Raw genomic sequence first — 23,340 nt, 5'->3', positions numbered from 1 at the left:
TTTATATAAAAAAAGACACAACGGGAGTGGGACATGAATGAAGAAGGTAAAATGGAGTATTTTACTCTTTTTAGTCTTGGCGATTTTTCTGTCGGCAGGAATTACTTATTTGGCTTTGAATCAAGGGGCAAATAAAGAAACTAAAAATAATACTGAAAAAGTACATAAAATGACTATCGCACTTGTTAACGAGGACCAAGGAGATACTTTCCAAGGAAAACGAGTGGAGTTCGGGAACCAATTTGTTAAAAGTATTGAAAAAGATGAAGGACATGAATGGTACGTTGTTAGCCGCGGGGTTGCAGAAAGTGGCTTAAAACGAGATGTATATAACATGATGATTGTTATTCCGAGTGACTTTTCTCAAAAAGCATTGTCAATGACATCGACTGCTCCAGAAAAAGTAACCATTAGCTACAAAGTTAATGATGTCGGAAATAGCGATTTAAAAGCAGAAGCAGAAAAAACAGCAGCGTCAGTACTCGAAGACTTCAATTCACGGATAATTGACGTTTATTTTGCTAGCATTTTAACCACTTTACAAGAAGCGCAAGATAACATTGGCGCGTTAGTTAAAGAAGAGAAAAAGTATGACGCTATTTACAACACAGATGTAAATAATCCGTTATCAAACTACACGGAACAATTTAAAACGGTACAAACATACACGGGGACTTCTAAAGAGAGCTTCCAAGGTTTCCAAGATATTATGAAGGAATTTGAAGAAAGCTTAAATGTCTCCAAAACGGAAAACGCTGAACATATGAAAAATATGGATAGCTACACGAAAACGCAAGAAACCAATGCACCTTTTGGGATAAAATTCACGGAGAACTTGCAGAACTTTGATGGTTCTTTATCGGCAGAAGATATTAGAACGCAAACGGCCGCTTTAGAACAAGCCAATGCGCAAATGACTTCGGAATTTCAAGTTTTAGAAGGAACTAATTCGTTATTATCGCAGACGCAGGCTTTGCAAAACTACATCGCTGAAACGAATGCACGGATCGAAGCGCTAGATGGAGAAATTATCGGAACGCTCGAAAATGATTTCCGGACGGCTGTTTATAATGATTTGCTGCGTATTTTAAAAGAAAACGATTATTCGGATAAAATAAATGAAATTGGCCTGAAAGATTTGGCTGGCGAAGATCTTAACGCAGGTTTTAACAATATGCTTGTAAATGAAATAAAAGCGTTGCCGACATACAATACAGATCAATTGGCAAGCATTGGGCTCGACGAAGAGATGTACAAAAATATTGTAACGCTATCGAAAGAGTATTATAACAGTCATCGTAAAGCGTTTGGTGAGGATTTTAGCTTTACAACTGATGCCAAAGCATTGCCAACAGATGTGCTGAAAAGTGACACGATTAATCGACTAAAATCAGAAGGTGTTGGGCTAGAAAGCCAGTCTTATACTGTGCCAAGTAGCGCTTATAGGACAGAAGTTGTTGTGAATTTGGATGAAAACTTCACTTTTTCTAACGTCAATTGTCTAGTAAATGGAAGTGCTGATACAGGATTAGTGCAACAAACGGCTTACGGCGAAAATGGTATTAAGTTTTATATTCCATCGTTTGCTTACCCAATAGATATAAAAATTACTGGTAGAGCAATATTACGAGAAGGTGCTAATGTTCCTTTGGTTGGGGCTGCGAATTGGAGTGCCTCGATGCAACAATTTGAGAACCAAGAATATGGATACATGCCGGTTGTTCCAGACCCATCTGATCCAACACAGCTAAACCCTGGTATGTCAGGTGGCGCGATACTAGTTAGAAAAGAAGCGCAGCCGATTAAGGTCAATTCAGCAACCTACCTTAATGAAACGAGCTCTTCTGTAAAAGCTATTACTAATACGGTGAAAGATTATTATAAACTACAAGCATTATTTGACTTATATTATGGAATTGATGCAAGTGATTCTGGGCAAATCCCGGACTTTAACGATTATCAAGTAACACTAGAAAATTCCGCTAAATCGTCTTCGTATTATTACATTTTTAATAAAGAAGATATCATTGGTAGTTTTGTAAATCTGACAACAGACCGTTTTGTGGCAGATTATACGAAAAAAATTAAAGCCTTTGAAAAACGAATTGATGACTATAAATATACAATGGCCGAGGCAAATTCAAGGTCAGAAGATGTAACAAATAGATTAAACGAAACGACCCAAGAAGCCATTAATTTAAATACCAATCTAGCATTAACTTTGCAAAATCTGGAAGCATGGCGCGAGGCTAGTAAAGGTCTAATCGCAGAAAATGGTGTGGTTTTAGATAAATCGGGCGAAGAAGCAACAATGGCGCTACAGCTAAGTTCTGAATTTGCAGGAATTTTAGCGAAAAGTGAGTCGTTAGCTGGTACTTCGGAAGGTAACTTAAAATCAGCCGAAGTCGTATATCAGACTTTTGATGCGATTGATAAGGAAGCCAAAAATATCCAACAAAGTGGAGAAACTTTAGTAAAAGAAGCCTCCACCCTATCAGAAGACTTAGGCCAAAAACTGGAAGACGATGAAACATTCCAGAAAAACTTTGCTAAGGTGATGAAAAATAGCCGTGTTGGTGATCGTCAAAATGAAAATCTATATAGTTTCTTGAGTAATCCAGTAGATAAGATGAACGCAGGGACTATCGTTGCAGGTGACAAATCAATGCCATACTTCATGATTCTGATTTGTACTATTCTTGCCATTTTCACTAGCTATGTTATTTCACATCAAGAGAAAAAACGAGAGCAATTGAATGAATTTGAGAAGGAAATGTCGATTGTCTTTAAAAATATTCCAATTACGTTCTTAACAATCTGTGTAGGAATTATTGAAGGGCTAGTAATCGGCGCGGTTTCAGGATTTATTTTTGAAGTTGGAGAAATTGGGATGTTCCTATGGATTGGTGTTTGCGTACTAATTATGATGGCGCTAGTTACTGCATTTTCGTACTTATTACGCCAGCTCAACATGATTGGGATGTCGATTATTTTACTAGTTTTAAGTTTGTACCTGTTCTTAACAGATGCAGTTGGACTGAACATTGATAATGAATCTATTTTCGCGACATTCAGAACGTTCTCGCCACTGCAATATATCGAGCAACTACTCAACGGAATTTTGAGTGTGCAACAAGATTATATTATTGTCGTATACAGCTTAATTGGAGCGACACTATTATTTACTGGTCTTAACCTGTTTGTCTGGCACCGTTCTAAAGAGGAAGAAGTAGAGGAGGACTATTCAGATGAAATTTAAACTAGCAGGACTGCTGTTACTATTGTGTTTCGCCTATGCTCCTAGTGCGCTCGCTGCGGATTCGGATAGTTATCTTGAAAATAGCGGGAAAATGGACATCAAAACAGACAGACTCCAAAAAACAGAAGAAGAAAAAACAAAAGAACTAGAGCAGATGGAAGAAACGGAGCTCGATAAAAACGGAATTCCACTTTTTACTGACGAAATGGATGAAAAAATCGCCAAACAAAAAGCGGCAGAAAAAGCAGAATACGACCGAATTAAAGACTCGCTTTTTGAAGAAGAACCAACTGCTGGAGAAACGGTGGAAAAAACGAAAGCGAAGTTGTTTACAGGTAAATATGAAACAACCGCGGTCAACACCGAAATAGCTGCTGCAGAAACGACCGTAGAAGACGAAACTAAAAAGACCAAACAAAAAACAGTTGGCGGAGCAATTGCTGGAACACTTGTGGCTTTAGCAGGTGGGATTTATGTGGCGGCGCGCAATGTTTTTGAATAGAAAGCGGGGAATTTTAAATGGCTAAAAACACACATATGAATGTGACAGTTGATTTCACTAATTGGGGAGCAAGTAAATATGATTTGCGAATTCCGGTGCATCAACCAATCAAAGCACTAATTATCAATTTGGCAGAGACGCTCAAAATCGAGTATAAGGATTTGTCCAAATGTACGATAAAAACAACGAATAAAGCAATTCTACTAAGCGATGACGATAAATTAACTAATTTTCAAATTGCGGACGGAGATATTTTAGAAATTTTATAGAAAAAAAGGAGAATGAAAACGATGAATAAGACAACAGAAATGGATGGAACAGCTTACGATTTTACTTATGAGGATTTAGTTTGGAGCATTACGTTCCCGAAATCAAAAACACACGCCAAAGAACTGGCGCAATTAGAACTATTAGAAAAACCTGCAACACATTTTACACCTGCAAAAATTTCGAGTGATAGCGATTCTTATACAATTTCTTATGAGATTGACAAACGCACTTACGGATTTGAACAAATTCGGAAAATGGAACGTGAAGACAAACTACGCGCACTACGCAATATTGCTGATTTAAGTGAATTATTAAATACGCGCTATACGTTCTTTTTACACCCAGATAATTTGATTTTCGATATTAACCTAGTACCAAATATTGTTCATCGCGGTATTAAAAATATTTTACCGCCATATGAATTAACTGAAGAAGCGTTTTTTAAACAATACCAATGCTTCGTTATTGCGATGTTTTCTAAGAAATTTTCTTTTGAAAACTTGTACAATGGTTCGCTAACAGGTGCAAGAGGAACGCAATTTGAGAAGAGTATTTTGGATGCGAAAACGATTCAAGATATTGCCGATATTTTAGAAGAAGCTTACGTGAAAGAACATGCGGCTGCTCAAAAAAATATGGCAAGCGTACCGAAGAAAAAATACGGAACTTTCCGCGGATTGGCTGTCGGTTTTATAATTGTAGCTATTTTACTTGCAGTCCCAGTAACTTATTTTGCCTTCGTTAAAGTACCACTGCAAAACGATTTACTAACAGCAAACGAGAATTTCCTGAAAACCGACTACGATAAAGTAATCACAGGTCTAGAAAACGTTGACCCAGAAAAAATGCCTCAATCCGTACAATACGAACTAGCATATGCTTACGTTAACGGCGAAAAAATGAGCGATAAAAAGAAAGAAAATATTATGAACACAATCAGCTTAAAATCTGATGCGAAAAACTTACTTTATTGGATTTATAATGGCCGTGGCGAATTTAAAGAATCACTTGATATTGCCAAACTTTTAGATGATCCAACGCTTGCGATGTACAGTTTAACAAAACAAATTGAACAAGTACAAAGTGATACAAAACTAAGCGGTGATGAGAAAGTAGAAAAACTAAAAACATTAGAAGATAGCTTAAAAGAATACGATGAAAAAGTAAACGAAAAAACAACAACTGAAGATGCAACAACAAATACAGAAACAAAATAAGGGAGAATGAACCATGAATAGAGAGGCTTTATTAATTGTTAGTAACGGGCAGCAATGTCATAAACACCACTTGTCCCCTGAAAGAGTCGTGACAATTGGTAATACAATCGAACACGAAATCACTTACCCAGAACTGGCGGAGTCGATTGAAGTTAAATACGGCGAAGGAGTTTGGAATGCGGGCGCGACTGCACTCCAAACGAACCAAGCTGTGAACGTAGACAAATTAGCATTTTACCTGTGCCAAGATTTACACACGCAAGTATATGATGTCGTAACGAATATTTCTGTGGCATTTGGCGCCGGAACTGAAAATGATGTCACGATAGATGATACAAAGTCAGACTTCTTACTTTTACGTGGTGCCAAAGAAGATCTGTTTAAACTGCAAGTGTTAAATGGCGAAATTTATCATAACTTTTCTTTAGTAACGCAAGATTGCACATTAGAGCCGGGTGACCAGCTTTATACGGACGGTGTGACGATTACAATCGGAAAAGAAGATATTAGTGTGCTAGCTGTGAAAAATCGTGTGACGAGCAAATTAGCGCCTTTATTTGCTGCGGATAATTCTTTTGGTGAAGACTATCCAGATTACCACCGTTCACCGCGGATTATTTACCGTGCGCCAGAAGAAAAAATTAGCATGGCGAAACCGTCAAGCAAGCCCTCAAAACCAACAGACGGCTTAATTAAAATTATTTTACCACCACTGATTATGGTTGCGATTACGGTAATGATTTCCATTTTCCAACCACGTGGACTTTATATTATCATGACCATCGCAATGTCAGCTGTGACAATCACAATGGCGATTATTAACTACGTAAAATCACGCAAAAAATACAAAATCGACTCGAAACAACGAGTGGAAAGCTATGATTTGTATTTAAAACGGAAAACAAAAGAACTACACGAAACAAGCGAAAAACAACGACACGCCTTAACGTATCACTATCCAGATGCAGTGGAGCTTGAGAAAATGGCGCTACGAGTAGATTCACGTATTTATGAAAAAACAATGTTCCACCACGATTTCCTGACTTTCCGAGTTGGCCGCGGCGACGAAGCAAGTAGCTTTTCCGTGGAATTCCAACAAGAAGAGTTTAGCCAAGAAAAAGATGAACTTGTCGAAGAAGCTGTGAAAATCAAAGGACAATATTTATCTATCAATGAAGTTCCAGTAGCGACAGATTTAATGCACGGACCAGTTGGTTACATTGGGCCGCGCCGTTTAGTTCTAGAGCAACTTCAAATGTTAGTAATGCAAACTTCCCTTTTCCATAGTTATTACGATTTGCAATTTATTACCATTTTCCCAGAAGAAGAAAAGGCGGATTGGGACTGGATGCGCTGGTTGCCGCATGCGAATATGCGTGATGTGAATGTACGTGGATTTGTTTATCACGAACGTTCGCGCGATCAAGTGTTGAACTCGCTTTATCAAATTTTAAAAGAGCGTAAACAAGCGCTTACTGAACAAGCAAGCAAACAAGAAAAATTATATTTCACGCCACATTATGTGGTTTTAATTACCGACGAAAAATTAGTACTCGATCACACAGTTATGGAATTCTTCAATGAAGATCCAAGCGAACTAGGTGTTTCTTTAGTGTTCGTACAGGACGTAATGGAGAGCTTGCCTGAACACGTGAAGACGGTCGTAGATATTCGTGACGCGAAGAGCGGGAACATTATTTTGGAGCAAGGCGACCTTGTAAACCGAGCATTTGTCCCAGACCATTTGCCAGCAGATTTTGACAAAGAAGTAATCAGCCGTGCCCTTGCGCCGTTGAACCATCTTCAAAACTTGAAAAACTCGATTCCAGAATCCGTTACTTTCCTTGAAATGTACGGCGTGGAGCGCGTTGAAGAGCTAAATATTGCCGGCCGCTGGGCGAAAAATGAAACCTATAAGAGTCTTGCTGTACCACTTGGCTTGCGCGGAAAAGACGATATCGTTCAACTGAATTTACATGAAAAAGCTCACGGGCCGCATGGTTTGGTAGCCGGAACAACTGGTTCTGGTAAATCAGAAATCATTCAGTCGTACATTATCTCACTGGGCGTCAATTTCCACCCATATGAAGTCGCATTCTTGCTGATTGACTATAAGGGCGGCGGAATGGCGAACTTATTTAAAAATATGCCACATTTACTTGGAACAATTACAAACTTGGACGGCGCGCAATCGATGCGTGCACTAGCTTCCATCAAAGCCGAATTGCAAAAAAGGCAACGGTTATTTGGCGAGCACGATGTCAACCACATCAACCAATACCAAAAACTATACAAACAAGGAAAAGCGACCGAACCAATGCCGCATTTATTCCTTATTTCAGATGAGTTCGCCGAGTTGAAATCAGAACAACCAGAATTCATGAAAGAACTCGTTTCGACAGCACGTATCGGTCGTTCCCTAGGTATCCATTTAATCCTAGCAACCCAAAAACCAAGCGGCGTCGTGGATGACCAAATCTGGTCCAACTCCAAATTCAAACTGGCCCTAAAAGTACAAAACGCCAGCGATTCAAACGAAATTTTGAAAACACCAGACGCAGCAGAAATCACACTACCAGGTCGTTCGTACTTGCAAGTTGGTAATAATGAGATTTACGAATTGTTCCAAAGTGCGTGGAGTGGCGCGGATTACGTGCCGGATAAGGAAAGCACGGATTATATTGATACAACCATTTATGCGATTAATGACTTGGGTCAGTATGATATTTTGACGGAGGATTTGAGTGGATTAGATAAGAAGGATGATTTGACGAAATTGCCGAGTGAGTTAGACGCGGTTATTGATCATATTCATGAGTATACGGAAGCTTCTGGGATTGAGGCGTTGCCGAGACCTTGGTTGCCACCGCTTGAGGAACAAATTTTCTTACCTAAATTACATCAAGTGAATACTGAAGAGCTATGGAGCGCCGAGAAACAACCGCTTCAAGCAACAATTGGCTTTTTAGACATACCACAAATGCAAGCGCAAGAGCCATTAACAATTGATTTGGCAAAAGATGGGCATTTAGCTGTATTCTCTAGTCCAGGTTTCGGGAAATCGACTTTCCTGCAATCCCTAACAATGGACTTAGCAAGACAGCATAACCCAGAAAGATTGCATATTTATTTACTAGATTTAGGAACAAACGGATTATTGCCATTGAAAAAATTACCACATGTTGCTGATACGATTATGGTAGATGAAGAAATTAAGATTGGTAAACTTATTCGTCGCTTATATCAAGAATTAAAAATTAGAAAACAAAAATTGAGTCAATACGGAGTTGCTAATATATCCATGTACGAACGAGCAAGTGGTGAAGAAATACCAAGCATTTTATTGGTAATCGATGCGTATGATTCCATTTCTCAAGCGGATTATAAAGATACTCTTGAGAAAATAGTGGCACAAATTGCCCGAGAAGGTGCAGGGGTCGGAATACATCTGGTTACTAGTGCTGTTCGTCAAAGTGCTATACGAGTTCAAGTATTGGCAAACATAAAGAATCAAATTTCGCTTTATTTAATAGATCAAAATGAAGCAAAAAGTATTGTGGGACGAACGGATTTGAAAATTGAAGAGATTCCAGGAAGAGGGTTGGTTAAAATAGAAGATCCGACATCTTTCCAAGCAGCATTACCTGTTGTTGGTTCTGATACGTTAGAAATTATTGATAAGGTACAAAAAGAAAGTCAAGTTATGAGGAATTTATGGAAAGGAAGCCTTCCAATCTCTATTCCAATGGTTCCAGAGGAGTTTTCTATAAAACAATTCTTGAACATGGATAAAACAAAGGAATATTTAGATATATATGGAGAGCTCCCAATAGGAATTGATTTTGAATATGCAGAAGCTGTGAAAGTTGCGTTATATAAGCAAAATCTTGTTGTCGTTACAACTACATCTCAAGGATTAATTGAAAAGTTGAATTCGATTATTAACATTTTAACTAAAAAAAGAGATGTAGAAACCACAGTTATTGATCAAAAAGCAATGGAATTAATCAGTATCAATGATAATGTAAGTGATTATATAACTGATATCGAATCAGTAGAAACATTTATAGAGGATATATATGATGATTATAAAGATAGAGAAGCTGCATTCCAAGAGGAAATTCAGCAGTCTAACGGACAAAGTAGCCCAATAGAGTTTTATAAAAAATATACGGCAAAATGTATTATTTTCAACGGTTTCATACAAATACAAAATGATTTATCTACCAGGACACAAGGGCAACTATTAGAACTATTGAAACAAGAAGGAAAGACAGGCATTTGGTTTGTTATAGGAAATGAGATAGGCATCATCGGTAAAGCTTATGGAGATTTAGCAAATAAAGTCAAAGAGAGTAAATTAGTAATCTTAGCAATGCGTGTTACAGATCAGACAGTATTTAGTACCATAAATAGAATAGTACAGGAACAGCAATTGAGAAAAGGAGAAGTATATTTAATTACCAATAATCAACCTCAAAAAGTGAAAATAGGAGTATAACAACATTGTTAGGAGGAGTCAAGTTTGGATGAACAGATGAAAAAACAACAAAAAAGTATATATGAAAGTAAAAAAAGAAGGCTAAATGCTAAATCTTCTACATGCGGATCATGTATAGCGGATTTAAAAAAAGCGCATACTAATTTAGAGGCTAAAATTAGAGATTGGGAAACTCATAAGTCAAAAGTATATACAGGAATAACAGGTGAAATATTTGTTCAAAATGTATTTGAGGGGGTAGTTGCCAGAGAGTTATCCAAAGAATTTCCAGAGAGTGTTAAAGTAATGGATGATAATATTACAAAAGCTAAAGAAATTTGTAATGAAGTAAACCAGCAAATTCAATCGTTACAATCGTTACAATCAATAATTAACGTAGACATTAATAGTATAAATAATAAAATTGCTAATTTGTAAGGAGGAAATAACTTGAGTAAAGAAGTGAATTTGCAACAAGATGAGTATAATAAAATTTCTCAAAAATTATCTGAAACACATAAACAAATTATAAGTGATTTATCTAAGCAGTGTAAGGAAATAAAGAAATTAGTTGCTAAAGATGGCTGTTTTCAAGTGAATGATTTAAGTCCTAAAATAACCGAGTTACTGAGTGTAATAGATTCAGATTTAATTGATGGGTTTGAGCAAGTCTTTGAATCTAGTGAAACGAGTATTTCATCTTTTATAGAAATAATTTCAAATTGTGACACGATTTGTTAGGAGAGTGAACTATATTGGCTAATGGAACTAATATCAACACAACGGAGGTTACACAAAAGACCCAAGCAATAGTAACGTCTCTAATGCAAAATCAAAATAAGATGTTGAGTGATTATAACAACATGAAAAACCAGTTTATAGAGTCAGAAGGAGAATTCAAAGAGAAGTTTTTACAGCAAATGGGTGAAGAACAAAGAAGCCTAGAGTCTACTATAAAACTTTTGATTAGAGTAGCAAAATTTATTGAAGAGTCGACAACAAGTTACCAAGAAACAGATAAAAAAATAGGGCAAATGTATGAAAAAAGGAGGAAGTAAGCATGGCAAAATTACAGCAAAATAAAGTCTTTCAAATAGAAGCGCTACAGGAATTATTACAGAGCACAAAAGCATTAATGAAAACAGCAATTAATATAAGCGAAGATATGGATAACGAGGTCAGAGACCTTTCTGTTAATATAGCAGAAATTCCAGCGGAGGCAAAAAATCATTCCTTGGAAGCTTTACTTAACAGTAAATTTGAGAAGTCTGATTTTCAAGAGTGCATAAACAAATTGGAAAAGATATTAACAAAACTTATCGATGAGATTCCTAGATATGATAAAGCCTCTGGGTCGATAATTGAAGAAATCACTAGTATTACTCAACGATTAAATAATACTGCCCAAGAATATAAAAGTACGATTAGAACAGGTATGGCAGATATCTCATTGGATGCATATTTAACACAGTTAGATAACTTAAGATTAGCTACTGGGGCTGACAAAACAGGGGGAGAATTAGATACTATATTAGCTGGATTAAAGGGATTACGTGTTTTTAGTGCTGAATATAGTAGTGATCCAGTAAACTTAGCGACAGGGAATTTTGCCTATGAAAAAGTGGATTTAGTTGTTGATGGAGCTACATCACTTAAATTGGTTCGATCTTATAATTCATTGAATGATCAGATTGGTGCTTTGGGAAAAGATTGGATTCATAATTTTGAAATGAAATTCAAGCTATTGGAAGATAGGATAAAAGTAACTTTTGAAGATGGAAAAGTGGAAGAATTTATAAAAGACAAAGAAGTATATATTGCAAAAAAAATAGATTTAGGAACTATTGTAAAAAAAGATAATGTTTATATATTAACAGGCCAAGATGGTAATATATATACATTTGACTTGTCTGGTAAGTGGACAGAAAAAGAAGATAAAGCAGGAAACCGTTTTGTGCTAAGTTATGATAAGGATGGATCTTTAGAAAAGGTTAGAAATAGAGAAGTAGCTTTTTATTTTTCGTATGATGAGAGTAGATTGATTCTTGTGAAAGATAATAGTGGGAGAGAAGTTAAATATTCTTATGAAGAAGGAAACCTGGTAAAAGTAGAGAATAATTTAGGACAATCTTACAAATTTGAGTATGACCAATTTAATAAGTTGAGAGGTATTATCAATCCAATAGGTACGAAGAGTGTACAAAATATTTTTGATAGTGAAGGGAGAACTGTAAAACAATTTTTTCCAGATGGTGGAGAAATGTCATATGAATATGTTGATGATGAGCAAAAAATCATTCTTACGGAACAAAACGGAAACAAAGTAGAATATATTCATGATGACGCTTTTCGAAATACAGAGATCATTTATGAGGACGGGAGGATAGTGAGATCCTTTAATGAACAAGGTGACAAAGTGAAAGAAGTAGATAAAAATGGGAACGTGACAAAATATAACTATGACGAATTTGGTGATTTAACAACTATCATAAAACCAATTGGTGATGATGTAGAAATATATTATAATGATAGAAATAAAATAACCAAAGTAATAGAGAATGGAGAAGAAAGAACCTTTTTATATAACGGAAAAGGAAAGTTAATTTCCAGTACGGATGGGATAGGACGAGTAATAAACATAGAATATGATAGTAAAGGTAAAATTGCTAAGTATATTAAAGCAGATGGGAGCAAGTTGGAATTTACTCGGGATAGAAAGGGGAATGTGATTTGCTTAAAAAATGAAATGGGTGCTAAAACGGAGTATGAGTATGATAAACTAAATCGTGTTATAAAATCTATTGATGGAAATGGAAATGAAACAAAATATAAGTATGATACATCTAACCGCATTGTACAAGTAGAAAATGCAAGTGAAAATACGAGAAATTATACTTATAATCTTGCGGATAAAATAACTAAAATTGAGGATTTTAATGGGGAAGTTATCTCAGCAGAATATAACGAATTAAACAAAATAAGTCAACTGAAAAATCAAGCAGGGGACATTATTGAATATAGTTATGATTTAATGTGGAATATTTCTAAAATAACTGATGAAAACGGTGCAGAAGTCAAGTATTTATATGATAAATTAAATCGTTTAGTATGTATTCAAAATCCATTAAATCAAGAACAGAAGTATAGCTATGATCCTAACGGAAATGTACGTGAACTTACTCAAAGTAACGGTAGGAAAATACAGTACACGTATGATGAATTGAATCGCAGAACTGCTATTCAGGATGCAGATGGAGCAGTAACTAAATATAGATACAGCAATCATGGAGATATAGCTGCGATAGAGGATGCGCTGGGAAATACTACGCAATTTAAATATGATAACGTTGGTCAAATGATTGAAAAAGTAGACAAACTAGGTCATAAAACTGTTATGAGCTATACCAAATTAGGTAAAATTGAATCAATAACATATGCGAATGGAAGCGTTGTTAGTTATTCTTATTATCCTGGTGGCAAACTTAAAGGGATTTATCTTCCAGATGGGAACTCGGAAACGTATGAATATGATTTAAATGGTAATTTAAGTAGAAAAACGAATAGTTTAGGTCATTCTTATGCGTATGTGTATGATGAGTTGGATCAAGTTATAGAAATTATTAATCCTGAAGGAAATGTGCGTAAATTTTGTTACGATGTAGTTGGAAATGTAACTAAAACAGAAGATGAAAATGGTAATATCACTCATTATTATTATTCTTGTGTTGGGAATCTGGTTCGAGTTGTAGATGCCTTAGGAAATGAATCTCGTTATGATTATAACAAAACAGGGCAGCTTACACGGGTTGAGCAATATGGGCTTATAGATGCAGAATTAGGTATAGTTGAACAGCAAAAAGAAACAGCCCAAGTTACTTTATATGAGTATGATTTATTAGGAAGAGTTACGAGTGTTACAGATTCTCTAGGAAATAAAGAAGTGCTTAAATATGATGAAATAGGAAATGTTGTTAAGAAACAAGATAAAGAAGGGTTTACAACATCATATCAGTATAGCAAAACAGGTAACTTGACCCATATTGTGTACGCAGATAAAAAAGAAGTCGCATTTTCCTACAACCCATTAAAACAATTAATCCAAATAGAGGACTGGCTTGGAACTACTACAGCCAAATTAGATGCGTTAGGAAGACCCCTTGAAATAAAAGATTATAAAGAGGATGAGGTTCGCTACACTTGGGGAAGCATGGGAGAACGAACAGAAGTAAGCTATCCAGATGGGACTTCGGTGAGCTACACGTATAATAAAGCCATGAAGTTAATTAGTTTAGCTGTTAATGAAGAAGTGAAGGCTAGCTATTACTATGATTCGGTTGGAAGGCTAACAAATAAGGTTCTTGGTAATGGGATACAAACAGATTATACGTATAATGCATTCCGTCGATATGAAAGTCTTATCCACAGTGATAGAGAAGGGGTATTAGACCGTTATAATTATCATTATGATGCGGCACAAAATAAAATCGGTATAACCAAAACACGAAGAGACTTAGCAGAAGATAGTGGAGCATTCCGTTATCGTTATGATGAACTTCATCGTTTAACGCATGTATGGAAGGATGATACTTCGCTAGCATACTATGAATACGATGCTTTTGGGAATCGAATTACCTCTACGGAGAAGCAAGAATTTAAGCAATATAGCTATAATAAAAATAACCAATTAGTAGAGACTATTAAAAATGGTGAAGTACAAGCATTTAAGTATGATAAACGAGGCAATCTTTTGGAAAAAAGAGTGCAGAAGCAAGTGGATTCTATGTATACTTTTGATGCAAGAAACTATTTAACAAAAATAACTCAAGCAGATGTTCAGAGTCAATTTGTTTATAATGGATTGGGTAGTCGAGTGGAGAGACAACATTATGGTTTGGAAGAGCAACAACTTCTGACTTCCGAAAAAATGCTGAATGATTATACGAAAACCAATCACAATCTGTTAACGAGTCAAACAGAAGAAGGCAATCAGAATTATTTTTGGGATGATGAGACGATCCTAAGTGTTATGTCTACAGAAAAAGATAATGAACAATTTTATTTAGAGGACCAATTAGGTAGCCCGATTCGTTTAATGAAAAATGGAAGTGTCCAAGCTACTTACGGTTATGATACTTTTGGGAGTCAAATCAACAAATCTAATAATACACCTCCGAAATTTGGTTTCACAGGGCATCAAATCGAAGAGGTAGGAAATCTTTATTTTGCAGAGAAAAGATATTTGGATGCTACTGAGGGGCGTTTTATCAGTGAAGACTCGATGAAGGGGAGCATTTATGTCCCAAAAACCATGCATGCTTATGCCTATTGTTTTAATCAACCAATAGATTTCGTTGACGCAGATGGTGCATTTCCGAGTGTGAAAGATTTTCAAGATGGAATATCGAATGCGAGAGATGGCGTTGTGAACGCATGGAATAGTGGTGTGGATACGGTAAAAGATTTTTGGAATAATAATGTTGTGGGTACAGACACCATTATCTTTGATGAAACTGTTGGAAACGTGAATCATACAACTAAACAACACATCGGAGGAAACTTAATTGTGTATGAAAATAAAGGTAATGACACAGAGGGAAGTTGGACTATCAATCTCCCTGAAATTCATATACCTTTTTCAGGAGGAACTTTTTCTCAGGGTACTTCAATTAATTTAAACGATATGTCTATTAGTAGTAGTATAAATTCAAGTGGTAAGAATGGAGAAACGGCTAGTTTAGGCTATACGGTAGATTTAAACGGAATCAAATCAAATGTAGGAAGTGGCATAAATACGGAAACAGGGCTATCAGATATGTACACTTACTCAGAAGATTTTTTGCGTTGGGAGGATGTACCTATGAAAGAAATTGCTGTAGCTTTAACCACGACATTAGCAGGTGGAGTAATTTTAGCCTTTCTTGCTGTTGATGACGCTACAGTAATTGGAACACTTGATGATGCTGCGATTCCAGTTGTAATAAAACAAATAATTGAGGCGTGGATGAAGGTCGGAGTTGCATGTGCAGTATAAATAAACGGAGCGTATATAGTAATTTCTTAGAAATTTATTTCCACATAGTAATTAGCTTATCGTAGAAATACAATAAATAATAATAAAATATGGGTTATAGGATATAGGAATTTGAATTGTAGTTAAAACAAGGGAAATTATTTTGTTTTCCTGCAATTTATTTCACAAGGAGTTGAAGCTGATAAAATGAAAATTAATCGAACGAAAAAACTCTGGATAGCTCTATTAGTTTTGATAACATGGTCGATAGGAATATATTTCAATGCCATGAATGCAGAAGAGAAAGCTAATTATACAAGTGATAAGAAAAAAACTATCACCAAATCCGAAAACAGCACAACAGGAGATAATGCTCAAGTAACCAAACAAACTATTACAAAAGGAGGCTCAAAAGATGAGGATGAGGTAGAACTCTCTTATTACGATACGATAGAGGATGCAGTGAAAAACAATACTTTTGCTAAAGATAGTGATGCCAAAGATAGTCCAAATCTTAATAAAAAAGTAATCAAAGAAAAAGTACTTTTACTAGAAAATGAAACAAATGCGATTTTATTTTTCATTGGAAATGTAAGAGAGACCAATAATCATAAAGATTCATTGGTCGTTTATAAATTCAAAGTTAAAAAAGAAGGGAGTAAAAAGAAATATTCAACACCGACAAATGCGACCCAGATTTCTGGATTTTTTGCTAAAAATAATTATGAAATTAGAGACGGTGAGTATGAAATTCAGACGTGTTTAAATTTATACAATACCTATCAAATCTTCAATCTTTATCCAGAAACTAGCCAGCTTCAATGGGGTACCTCTTACAATAAAAACGCTCCTAATCTAACTGTTAATGGAAAACACCCAACAAAAGTTATTCCTATAGAGCTAGACGGAGACGATTGTTATTTTTGGTATTATGAAGACCTGAAATATGATAGTTCCAAAGAAGCAAAAATCAGTTTTAAGAAGACGAAATAAAGAATGTAGATAAAGTATAGAGGTATAGATGTTAATTTTAGACATAAATACAATTGCTCGAGAAGTAAAAATAATGCTAGATAAGATCCATAAATTATTAAGGGAATAATAGAACTGGTAAAAGAGGGAAGTAACATAAAAGCTGTTTGATATGCGTTCTTGAAAGAAATATCAACGCTAAAATCACAAGCGACATGGACAGTATATTTATGAGAATTATTTTTTTAAGCATCATAAGCTATTACGGGAAAAAGGGACTGGCAAGACGGACGGATATAATAAATTGATTGGTGGTTGGAGATAGTACTATTTTTTCGTTAATAATATAGAGAAAAAGATGGAATCAGTATCAAAAACCAACAACAAGACAAGCGACAAAGTTCTACAACAAATTTCAAAGAGAGAATAAAAACTAATTATGTGCGGGAATGAGTAGTCTAAGATGAGGAAGAGAATCTTAGGCTACTTAGCATACATTAGGAGTTTGGGATTATTCAATACTACAATACAGAACGTAGACAGGAGAACAAATGAAAAAAATCATCCTAAGTTTATCAGCAATATTATTTTTACTATCCGGATGTTTCAATATGAAGGAACAAACAGCGGAAGAAAAAGCCCAAAAGGGAACCACACCAGTGCAAGATTATATAGGACAAGGCTATTCGTTTGTTGACGGGAATAAATCAGCAGAACGAGTGAAAAAGCATGAGGAAGAGATAAAACAAGAAGCAATAAATTATATGAAAACAAAATATAAAACAGACGTAAAAGTGAATAATGTAGTACCAGCGCGAAATGGAGCGGTTGTTATTGTTGAAAGCGAGACGCCGGTTCAGTTTACTACCTCGGTTACTGTAAAATTTATTCTTAATAGAAAAGACGAATTAGGAAGTGGAACAAGTAACGAGGGGGAAGTGGAACAAGCCATTGTAGGTGGACTTTACGCGAAAGTACATGAGGCAGAATTTCAGCAGCTAAATCAGTTTACAGAAAAACTAGCAGAAAAATATGATTTAGAGGGCTATACACAAGAAGCACGGGAAAAAACATCACCTAATGGCTATCAAGGGAAATATTATTTCGTCACACTGGGATTCTCTGATTATTTGAGTGTATACAACGCTTATTTAGCTAATCCTGAAATTTCAACAGATGATTTGCGCGCTCTTTTTATTAAAGATGATCCGACTAGTAAGAATATGAACATCCCAATGGCCTTTTTTTCAAAAGAAGACAAATTACCTGAACAAAAATTAGCTGATGACTTAACTGAAGAGCTTTGGAAGGAACAAGGATTACCAAAAGGAAATTATGATATCAGAGTATACAAGAATCACATTGTAAATCGAGTAGGTTTGCCTGACGGAGAAAGTGTAGATGTAACTGAGATAATAAAGTAAGGAAGCTACAAAGATAAAATCAACTAGGAGATAAAAACATGCATAAAACTGTGAAAGAACAACTCGAGCAACAGATTACATCAAGATTATTATTGGAAGCATCACCCTTTATATCCATGTTGATAACAGTGCCAAGTGTACTAATTTTAGTGTCTTTTCCTAAACCAGCAGCGGTTTTCCAAGAGTACTCTATGCTACCGGGTATAGCGACATCTGGTGTTTTGCTAATGTGTTGTTTTATTGGCTGGATAATCAATGTCATATGGTTATATAAAGGTCGAAAAGAAATCCAGCAGTTAGTAGAGAATGTTTATGACGAGAAATTAGTAAAGTTATATACGCTTACGTCAATTTTATATGTATGTATCTTACCTATTCCTCTTGCGATTATATTAAGAGTAAGCATTCGGAGTATAGTTAAAGACAAAGTAAAACCAAATACAATGTCAGCTTTTCTAAATGAAAAATATTTAAATGAACGGGGATTGAAATGACTTTTTTACAAGAGAAATATTGGATCATATTAGTACTCAACTTATTTCTGAACGTAGCAATTGTGTATACAGGATTTTTAGGAATCGGTACCATTTATTTGTTTATCATGGTAATAACGGTTGTCTTTCAAGTGAAAGCTACTTTGAAAATTAATAATCCTAAGTTGGCAGTGCATAAAGAGCAAAAAGTTCTGATGTATTTGGTGATCAGCACATTAGTTTTAATAGTTGTTGGAGCGACTATATTTGTGTATTCATACATCAATCAATGGTTTTCAGGCTTAGCAGGGTATGCGCAGTTCCTCTATACATGGCGTGTATTCCTGATACCGGCGGGAACTGTACTCTTTTTACTAGCGGTAGTGGCAACGATTCTCAAAATCAATGCGGTTAATAAACAATACTTTAAAAAGGTAGGTAATTGAGAGAATGAATTATTTTAAAACAGAAAAAATATTGATTACTATAGGTGCGATTGTTTTTATGCTAATGGGGCTTGGAATATTATTAATTGGGAGTTTTACACCAATTGAATTTAATATCAATGGTGATTATTTTACAGCTACTTATTGGGAGGTAGCGAATATTAGCATGGGTGGATTCTGGCTGTGGACGATTTTTTGGGTAATTCCGTGCGTTATTGGACTAATGGGTATGATTTGTTGGTTTTCCCTTAAAAAAACGCCTAAAAAAAGCTGGGGTGTTGTTTTAATTGTCATGGGGGTTATCAGTATTTTTTCATTAGCAGGCATTCTATATTTAGTTGCAGGTATTATGGTAATTAACAGCAAATATTGGCGTGAGAAAAAAGTAATGAGTGCTGGACTGAAAGTAGATTGATAAAATAGAGATGATTGGCACAGAAAGATTTTCACTATGTTTTAACTATTGTCTATTTAATCGGCAATGAGAGAGGTAGGAGATATGAATGAAAAAAATAATAATGATGATTTTGGTTATGTCAATCGCACTTTTTGCTTGCGGAAATAATAAGGAATCTAAGGAGCCCGTTATTGCAAATGAAGTGCCTGTAGAAACAGAGAAAGATTTTTCCTTACAAATACCCGATTTCTATAATCAAACTGATACAGAGTTCGTGGAAAGCGCTAAGAAGACATACTCAGATTTAGAGGCAAAAGGTGATATAGAAAGAGTGTTTGGAAAATCAGGGTTAGAAGTAGAAATAGTTTCGTTAAACGGACAATTTTTTGAAAAAGATCAGGTAATAGGGGTAGGGGTATTTGTAGCAAACAATAGTGGTAAGGACATTGATAGTTTTTCTATGGATTTAGAGCTGCAGGTAGAAGGTTATCCGGAAGCTAAAATTGTAAGTGAAAATGTAGAATTCGGACATGATATGATTGGCACAATGAAAGCGAATAGTATTATGCCATTAAAAGTTTTATTACCTTGTCAAAATTTCAATCCAAACAAAGATACTTTTACATCGAAAGAGTTAAAGGTGATTTTTAAGAATGTGAAGGTTAATAAATCTTAGGAAACGAACTTTCTTTGAAAACGCTATCAATTGTATGGAAAGTAAAAATGGAAGTAGATAAAAAGAACTTTGTTATACATTCTTGGGAGAAAAATCAATGCTAAAATCATAAGCGATATGGACGGTATTGTCGCGAGAATTGTGTTTTTAAGTAGCATAAACTATTACAAGAATAAGGGACTGGCAAGAAGTACGGATTTAATAGATTGATGGTTGGAGATAGTGATATTTTTCGTCAATAATATAGAGAAAAAAGATGGAATCAGTATCAAAAACTAACTATGTACAGGAACAAGTAGTCTAAGATGAGGGAGAGAATCTTAGGCTACTTAGCGTTCATCAAGAGTTTCGGGTTATTCATTACTATAATCTAGAACACAGACAGGAGACAAAATGAAAAAAATCATCCTAAGTTTATCAGCAACATTATTTTTACTATCCGGATGTTTCAATATGAATGAACAAACAGCGGAAGAAAAAGCCCAAAAAGGAACCATACCCGTGCAAGATTATGTAGGGCAAGGTTTTTCATTTGTTGACGGGAATAAATCGGCAGAACGAGTGAAACAGAATGAAGTAGAGATTAAACAAAAAGCCATAGAATATGTGAAGACTAAATATAAAACAAATGTAAAAGTAAATAACGTGGTACCAGCCCGAAATGCAGCGGTTGTTATGGTAGAATGCGAGGAACCTATTCAATTTCATACTTCGGTCATAGTGGGGGAATCGATTAATAAAAAGGGTGAATGGTCTGCGAGGAGTAGTGATGGCGAAGTAGAGCAAGCAATTGTCAGTGGTTTATATGCCAAAGCTTATGAAACGGAATTCCGTAATTTAGATACGTTCACTGAGAAATTAGCTAAAGAAAATAACTTATTGGGATTGAGAGATGAAGCAATTGAAAAAACATCATCTTCTGGATATACAAGTAATCACTACTTTATTGCAGCATCATCATTAAGTTTTCCAAGTGTTTACCAAGCATATATAGAAAATCAAAGAATTGCGACAGATGAATTAAAATTATTATTTGCGAAAGATGATCCGGAGGGAAACATTTTATCAATCCCAATGGAATTTTATTCTAAAGAAGATAAACTTCCTGAGCAAAAGATAGCAGATAACTTGGCAGAGAGACTTAAACAAGAAAACGGATTACCTAAGGGAAACTATATGATTACAGTATACAAAAATCTTATTATTAACCGAGTAGGCTTGCCAGATGGTGAAAATGTGGACGTAGATAACATAATTAAATGAAAAAGGAACAATCAAAATTCTTTGCTTTAAAAACATCCATGTTATTTTTCCTGGTACCCTCAATCCCCCCACCTGCTATACTAACTCCATCCTAACAAATGGAGTTGAAACCAATGATAAAAAACTTTAAAAAACTAAAATCCCTACACGAACTACCCACCCCACTAATCCTCTACAACTGCTGGGATGTCGCATCTGCCAAAGCTATCCAACAAGGCGGAGCACCAGTAATAGCGACAAGCAGTTATGCAATCGCAGAATCACGCGGTGTGGCGGACGGGGAGCATTTAACTTTTGATGAAATGCTCTTCGTTATTACGCGTATCGCTCTGAATGTGAGTCTGCCGTTGACGGTGGATATTGAAAGTGGTTATGCCACTGATTTGGAAGAACTGGCTCAGAATATTGAGCGGTTGCTGGCGATTGGTGTTTGTGGTGTGAACTTGGAAGATCAGCTGATTGGCTCTGCAAATCCTATGCTCTGCAGTGTGGAGGAACAATGTGATAAAATCAAGACAATCAAAGAAACGGCGGCAAAAATGAGCACGGATATTTTTGTCAATGCGCGGACAGATGTCTTTTTCCAAGGGCGCGAAGAAACGGAAGACTTGGTGCGAGAAGCGATTAACAGGGCGAAAGCATACAAAGAGGCTGGGGCGGATGCTATTTTCATTCCAGGGCTGTTATCGCCAAAATTAATTCGTGCTTTTGTAGAAAAATCACCACTTCCTGTTAACGTTATGATGATGGATGGGATGCTCTCGAGCGCAGAATTACAAGAAATTGGTGTGAAAAGAATCAGCTATGGACCGTTTAGCTTTTTTCGGGCCAATTTAGCGATTCAGCAGGAAGTAGAGCGGATTTTTACGGGAGGGGAAGCCTTGTGATAACGAATCAGCGGGATATTGATAAATATTACGATATGTTAGTGGAGAAAAATTCGAATTATGAAGGGGTCTTTTTTGTTGGGGTGAAAACGACGGGGATACTTTGTCGCCCAACGTGTCCGGCGAAAAAACCTTTGAAAGAAAATTGTGAGTTTTTCAGTACGGCTAAGGAGGCGTTGCTTGCATCATACCGGCCTTGCAAGCGCTGTGAACCGCTCTCCAATCCGACGAAAATGTCTCCTGCTGTGAAGTTGCTTGTTGATGCAATTGAGGAGAATCCGGAGAAAAAGTGGACCGATAAAGATTTTGATGAATTATCAATAAGTGCAAATACGGCTCGGCGCCAGTTTAAGAAGCAATTTGGGATGACTTTTATTGAGTATGCGCGGTCGCGGCGGCTCGGTCTTGCTTTTAAGCATATTCGGAATGGTGATTCGATTATTAACGCGCAAATTGATAGTGGTTATGAGTCTGGAAACGGGTTTCGGGATGCTTTTTCGAAAACGATGGGGAATGTTCCTCATAAATCAAAAGATATCACTATTTTGCACTCCGCTTGGCTTGAAACCAAACTTGGCTCAATGCTCGCAATTTCCGATGATGATAGTTTACTTCTTTTAGAATTTGTTGATCGAAAAGGACTTGAAACAGAAATTAAAAAATTGCGAATGCGCTTAAACGCAGCTATCACACCTGAAAAAACGGCTGTAATTAAACAAATTGAAGAAGAACTAACGTTATATTTTGATGGCGAGTTAGTTGATTTTCAAACGCCAATTCGCTACATTGGCTCGGATTTTCAGCAAAGTGTCTGGGATGAGCTGCGTCGAATTCCAATAGGCGAGACGATTTCTTACAAAGGTCTGGCGGAAAAATTAGGGCGGCCAACCGCAAGTCGAGCTGTAGCAAGAGCAAACGGCACCAACCAATTATCGCTTATCGTCCCGTGTCACCGCGTAATCAATACTAGCGGAGCACTAGGCGGCTACGGTGGCGGTCTGGCACGCAAAGAATGGCTCATTAAACATGAAAAGATGGTTCCAAAGTAACGCGGAACCATCTTT

General features: G+C 36.1%; 18 protein-coding genes. All 18 read left to right on the top strand.

All coding sequences use genetic code 11. The features are described from left to right. Positions 1-37 precede the first annotated feature (37 nt). Entirely contained in the window at positions 38-3,259 is a 3,222-nt protein-coding gene (gene esaA, locus HCX62_RS10515; protein ID WP_185639019.1) for a type VII secretion protein EsaA, read from the top strand. Beyond that, a complete protein-coding gene (essA, locus tag HCX62_RS10510; RefSeq protein WP_185639018.1) occupies positions 3,249-3,761 on the top strand; it encodes a type VII secretion protein EssA in 513 nt (170 codons plus the stop codon). Before esaA ends, essA begins: the two co-directional genes overlap by 11 nt. A gap of 17 nt (positions 3,762-3,778) precedes the next feature. Continuing rightward, positions 3,779-4,030: an EsaB/YukD family protein gene (locus HCX62_RS10505; protein WP_003728973.1), complete on the top strand. Its 252-nt coding sequence runs from the start codon at positions 3,779-3,781 to the stop codon at positions 4,028-4,030. A 21-nt stretch (positions 4,031-4,051) separates the two neighbouring features. After that, positions 4,052-5,248 (top strand): type VII secretion protein EssB, encoded by a 1,197-nt coding sequence (gene essB, locus HCX62_RS10500; protein WP_185639017.1) that lies wholly within the window; start codon positions 4,052-4,054, stop codon positions 5,246-5,248. 13 nt (positions 5,249-5,261) lie between these two features. Then, positions 5,262-9,749 carry a type VII secretion protein EssC gene (gene essC / locus HCX62_RS10495; protein WP_185639016.1) on the top strand — a complete coding sequence of 1,496 codons (4,488 nt, stop codon included), beginning with the start codon at positions 5,262-5,264 and terminating at the stop codon, positions 9,747-9,749. 24 nt (positions 9,750-9,773) lie between these two features. Beyond that, the gene (locus HCX62_RS10490; protein ID WP_185639015.1) at positions 9,774-10,166 is read left to right on the top strand and encodes a hypothetical protein; all 393 of its coding nucleotides are present in this window, start codon (positions 9,774-9,776) and stop codon (positions 10,164-10,166) included. Positions 10,167-10,178: 12 nt separating this feature from the next. Then, complete coding sequence (locus HCX62_RS10485) at positions 10,179-10,469, top strand: hypothetical protein (protein ID WP_185639014.1); 291 nt, start codon at positions 10,179-10,181, stop codon at positions 10,467-10,469. 14 nt (positions 10,470-10,483) lie between these two features. After that, positions 10,484-10,786 (top strand): hypothetical protein, encoded by a 303-nt coding sequence (locus HCX62_RS10480; protein ID WP_185639013.1) that lies wholly within the window; start codon positions 10,484-10,486, stop codon positions 10,784-10,786. A 2-nt stretch (positions 10,787-10,788) separates the two neighbouring features. Then, positions 10,789-15,759 (top strand): DUF6531 domain-containing protein, encoded by a 4,971-nt coding sequence (locus tag HCX62_RS10475; protein ID WP_185639012.1) that lies wholly within the window; start codon positions 10,789-10,791, stop codon positions 15,757-15,759. Positions 15,760-15,945: 186 nt separating this feature from the next. Beyond that, complete coding sequence (locus HCX62_RS10470) at positions 15,946-16,731, top strand: hypothetical protein (RefSeq protein ID WP_185639011.1); 786 nt, start codon at positions 15,946-15,948, stop codon at positions 16,729-16,731. Positions 16,732-17,261: 530 nt separating this feature from the next. Then, positions 17,262-18,134 carry a DUF1672 family protein gene (locus HCX62_RS10465; protein ID WP_185639010.1) on the top strand — a complete coding sequence of 291 codons (873 nt, stop codon included), beginning with the start codon at positions 17,262-17,264 and terminating at the stop codon, positions 18,132-18,134. 38 nt (positions 18,135-18,172) lie between these two features. Further along, positions 18,173-18,628, top strand: a complete 456-nt coding sequence (locus HCX62_RS10460; protein ID WP_185639009.1) for a hypothetical protein — start codon at positions 18,173-18,175, stop codon at positions 18,626-18,628. Continuing rightward, entirely contained in the window at positions 18,625-19,053 is a 429-nt protein-coding gene (locus tag HCX62_RS10455) for a hypothetical protein (RefSeq protein WP_185639008.1), read from the top strand. The genes HCX62_RS10460 and HCX62_RS10455 overlap by 4 nt, the downstream gene beginning before the upstream one ends. A 4-nt stretch (positions 19,054-19,057) precedes the next feature. Further along, the gene (locus tag HCX62_RS10450) at positions 19,058-19,468 is read left to right on the top strand and encodes a DUF4064 domain-containing protein (RefSeq protein ID WP_185639007.1); all 411 of its coding nucleotides are present in this window, start codon (positions 19,058-19,060) and stop codon (positions 19,466-19,468) included. Between the two features lie 88 nt (positions 19,469-19,556). Then, positions 19,557-20,126 carry a hypothetical protein gene (locus tag HCX62_RS10445; protein ID WP_185606003.1) on the top strand — a complete coding sequence of 190 codons (570 nt, stop codon included), beginning with the start codon at positions 19,557-19,559 and terminating at the stop codon, positions 20,124-20,126. A gap of 393 nt (positions 20,127-20,519) precedes the next feature. After that, complete coding sequence (locus tag HCX62_RS10440; protein WP_185639006.1) at positions 20,520-21,389, top strand: DUF1672 family protein; 870 nt, start codon at positions 20,520-20,522, stop codon at positions 21,387-21,389. Between the two features lie 113 nt (positions 21,390-21,502). Then, positions 21,503-22,276 (top strand): isocitrate lyase/PEP mutase family protein, encoded by a 774-nt coding sequence (locus HCX62_RS10435; RefSeq protein ID WP_185639005.1) that lies wholly within the window; start codon positions 21,503-21,505, stop codon positions 22,274-22,276. Then, a complete protein-coding gene (locus tag HCX62_RS10430) occupies positions 22,273-23,325 on the top strand; it encodes a bifunctional transcriptional activator/DNA repair enzyme AdaA (RefSeq protein ID WP_185639004.1) in 1,053 nt (350 codons plus the stop codon). Before HCX62_RS10435 ends, HCX62_RS10430 begins: the two co-directional genes overlap by 4 nt. The last annotated feature ends 15 nt before the right edge of the window (positions 23,326-23,340 follow it).

Origin of the sequence: Listeria swaminathanii (assembly GCF_014229645.1) — a bacterium.
GTDB classification, from domain to species: domain Bacteria; phylum Bacillota; class Bacilli; order Lactobacillales; family Listeriaceae; genus Listeria; species Listeria swaminathanii.
Note: the sequence above shows the minus strand (reverse complement) of the source record. Positions and strands in the feature narration are given on the sequence as shown.

Bases quoted from the DNA above. Each gene is read 5' to 3' on its own strand.
- esaA (WP_185639019.1), top strand. From the start codon at position 38: ATGAAGAAGGTAAAATGGAGTATTTTACTCTTTTTAGTCTTGGCGATT.
- essA (WP_185639018.1), top strand. From the start codon at position 3,249: ATGAAATTTAAACTAGCAGGACTGCTGTTACTATTGTGTTTCGCCTAT.
- HCX62_RS10505 (WP_003728973.1), top strand. From the start codon at position 3,779: ATGGCTAAAAACACACATATGAATGTGACAGTTGATTTCACTAATTGG.
- essB (WP_185639017.1), top strand. From the start codon at position 4,052: ATGAATAAGACAACAGAAATGGATGGAACAGCTTACGATTTTACTTAT.
- essC (WP_185639016.1), top strand. From the start codon at position 5,262: ATGAATAGAGAGGCTTTATTAATTGTTAGTAACGGGCAGCAATGTCAT.
- HCX62_RS10475 (WP_185639012.1), top strand. From the start codon at position 10,789: ATGGCAAAATTACAGCAAAATAAAGTCTTTCAAATAGAAGCGCTACAG.
- HCX62_RS10470 (WP_185639011.1), top strand. From the start codon at position 15,946: ATGAAAATTAATCGAACGAAAAAACTCTGGATAGCTCTATTAGTTTTG.
- HCX62_RS10465 (WP_185639010.1), top strand. From the start codon at position 17,262: ATGAAAAAAATCATCCTAAGTTTATCAGCAATATTATTTTTACTATCC.
- HCX62_RS10460 (WP_185639009.1), top strand. From the start codon at position 18,173: ATGCATAAAACTGTGAAAGAACAACTCGAGCAACAGATTACATCAAGA.
- HCX62_RS10455 (WP_185639008.1), top strand. From the start codon at position 18,625: ATGACTTTTTTACAAGAGAAATATTGGATCATATTAGTACTCAACTTA.
- HCX62_RS10450 (WP_185639007.1), top strand. From the start codon at position 19,058: ATGAATTATTTTAAAACAGAAAAAATATTGATTACTATAGGTGCGATT.
- HCX62_RS10445 (WP_185606003.1), top strand. From the start codon at position 19,557: ATGAAAAAAATAATAATGATGATTTTGGTTATGTCAATCGCACTTTTT.
- HCX62_RS10440 (WP_185639006.1), top strand. From the start codon at position 20,520: ATGAAAAAAATCATCCTAAGTTTATCAGCAACATTATTTTTACTATCC.
- HCX62_RS10435 (WP_185639005.1), top strand. From the start codon at position 21,503: ATGATAAAAAACTTTAAAAAACTAAAATCCCTACACGAACTACCCACC.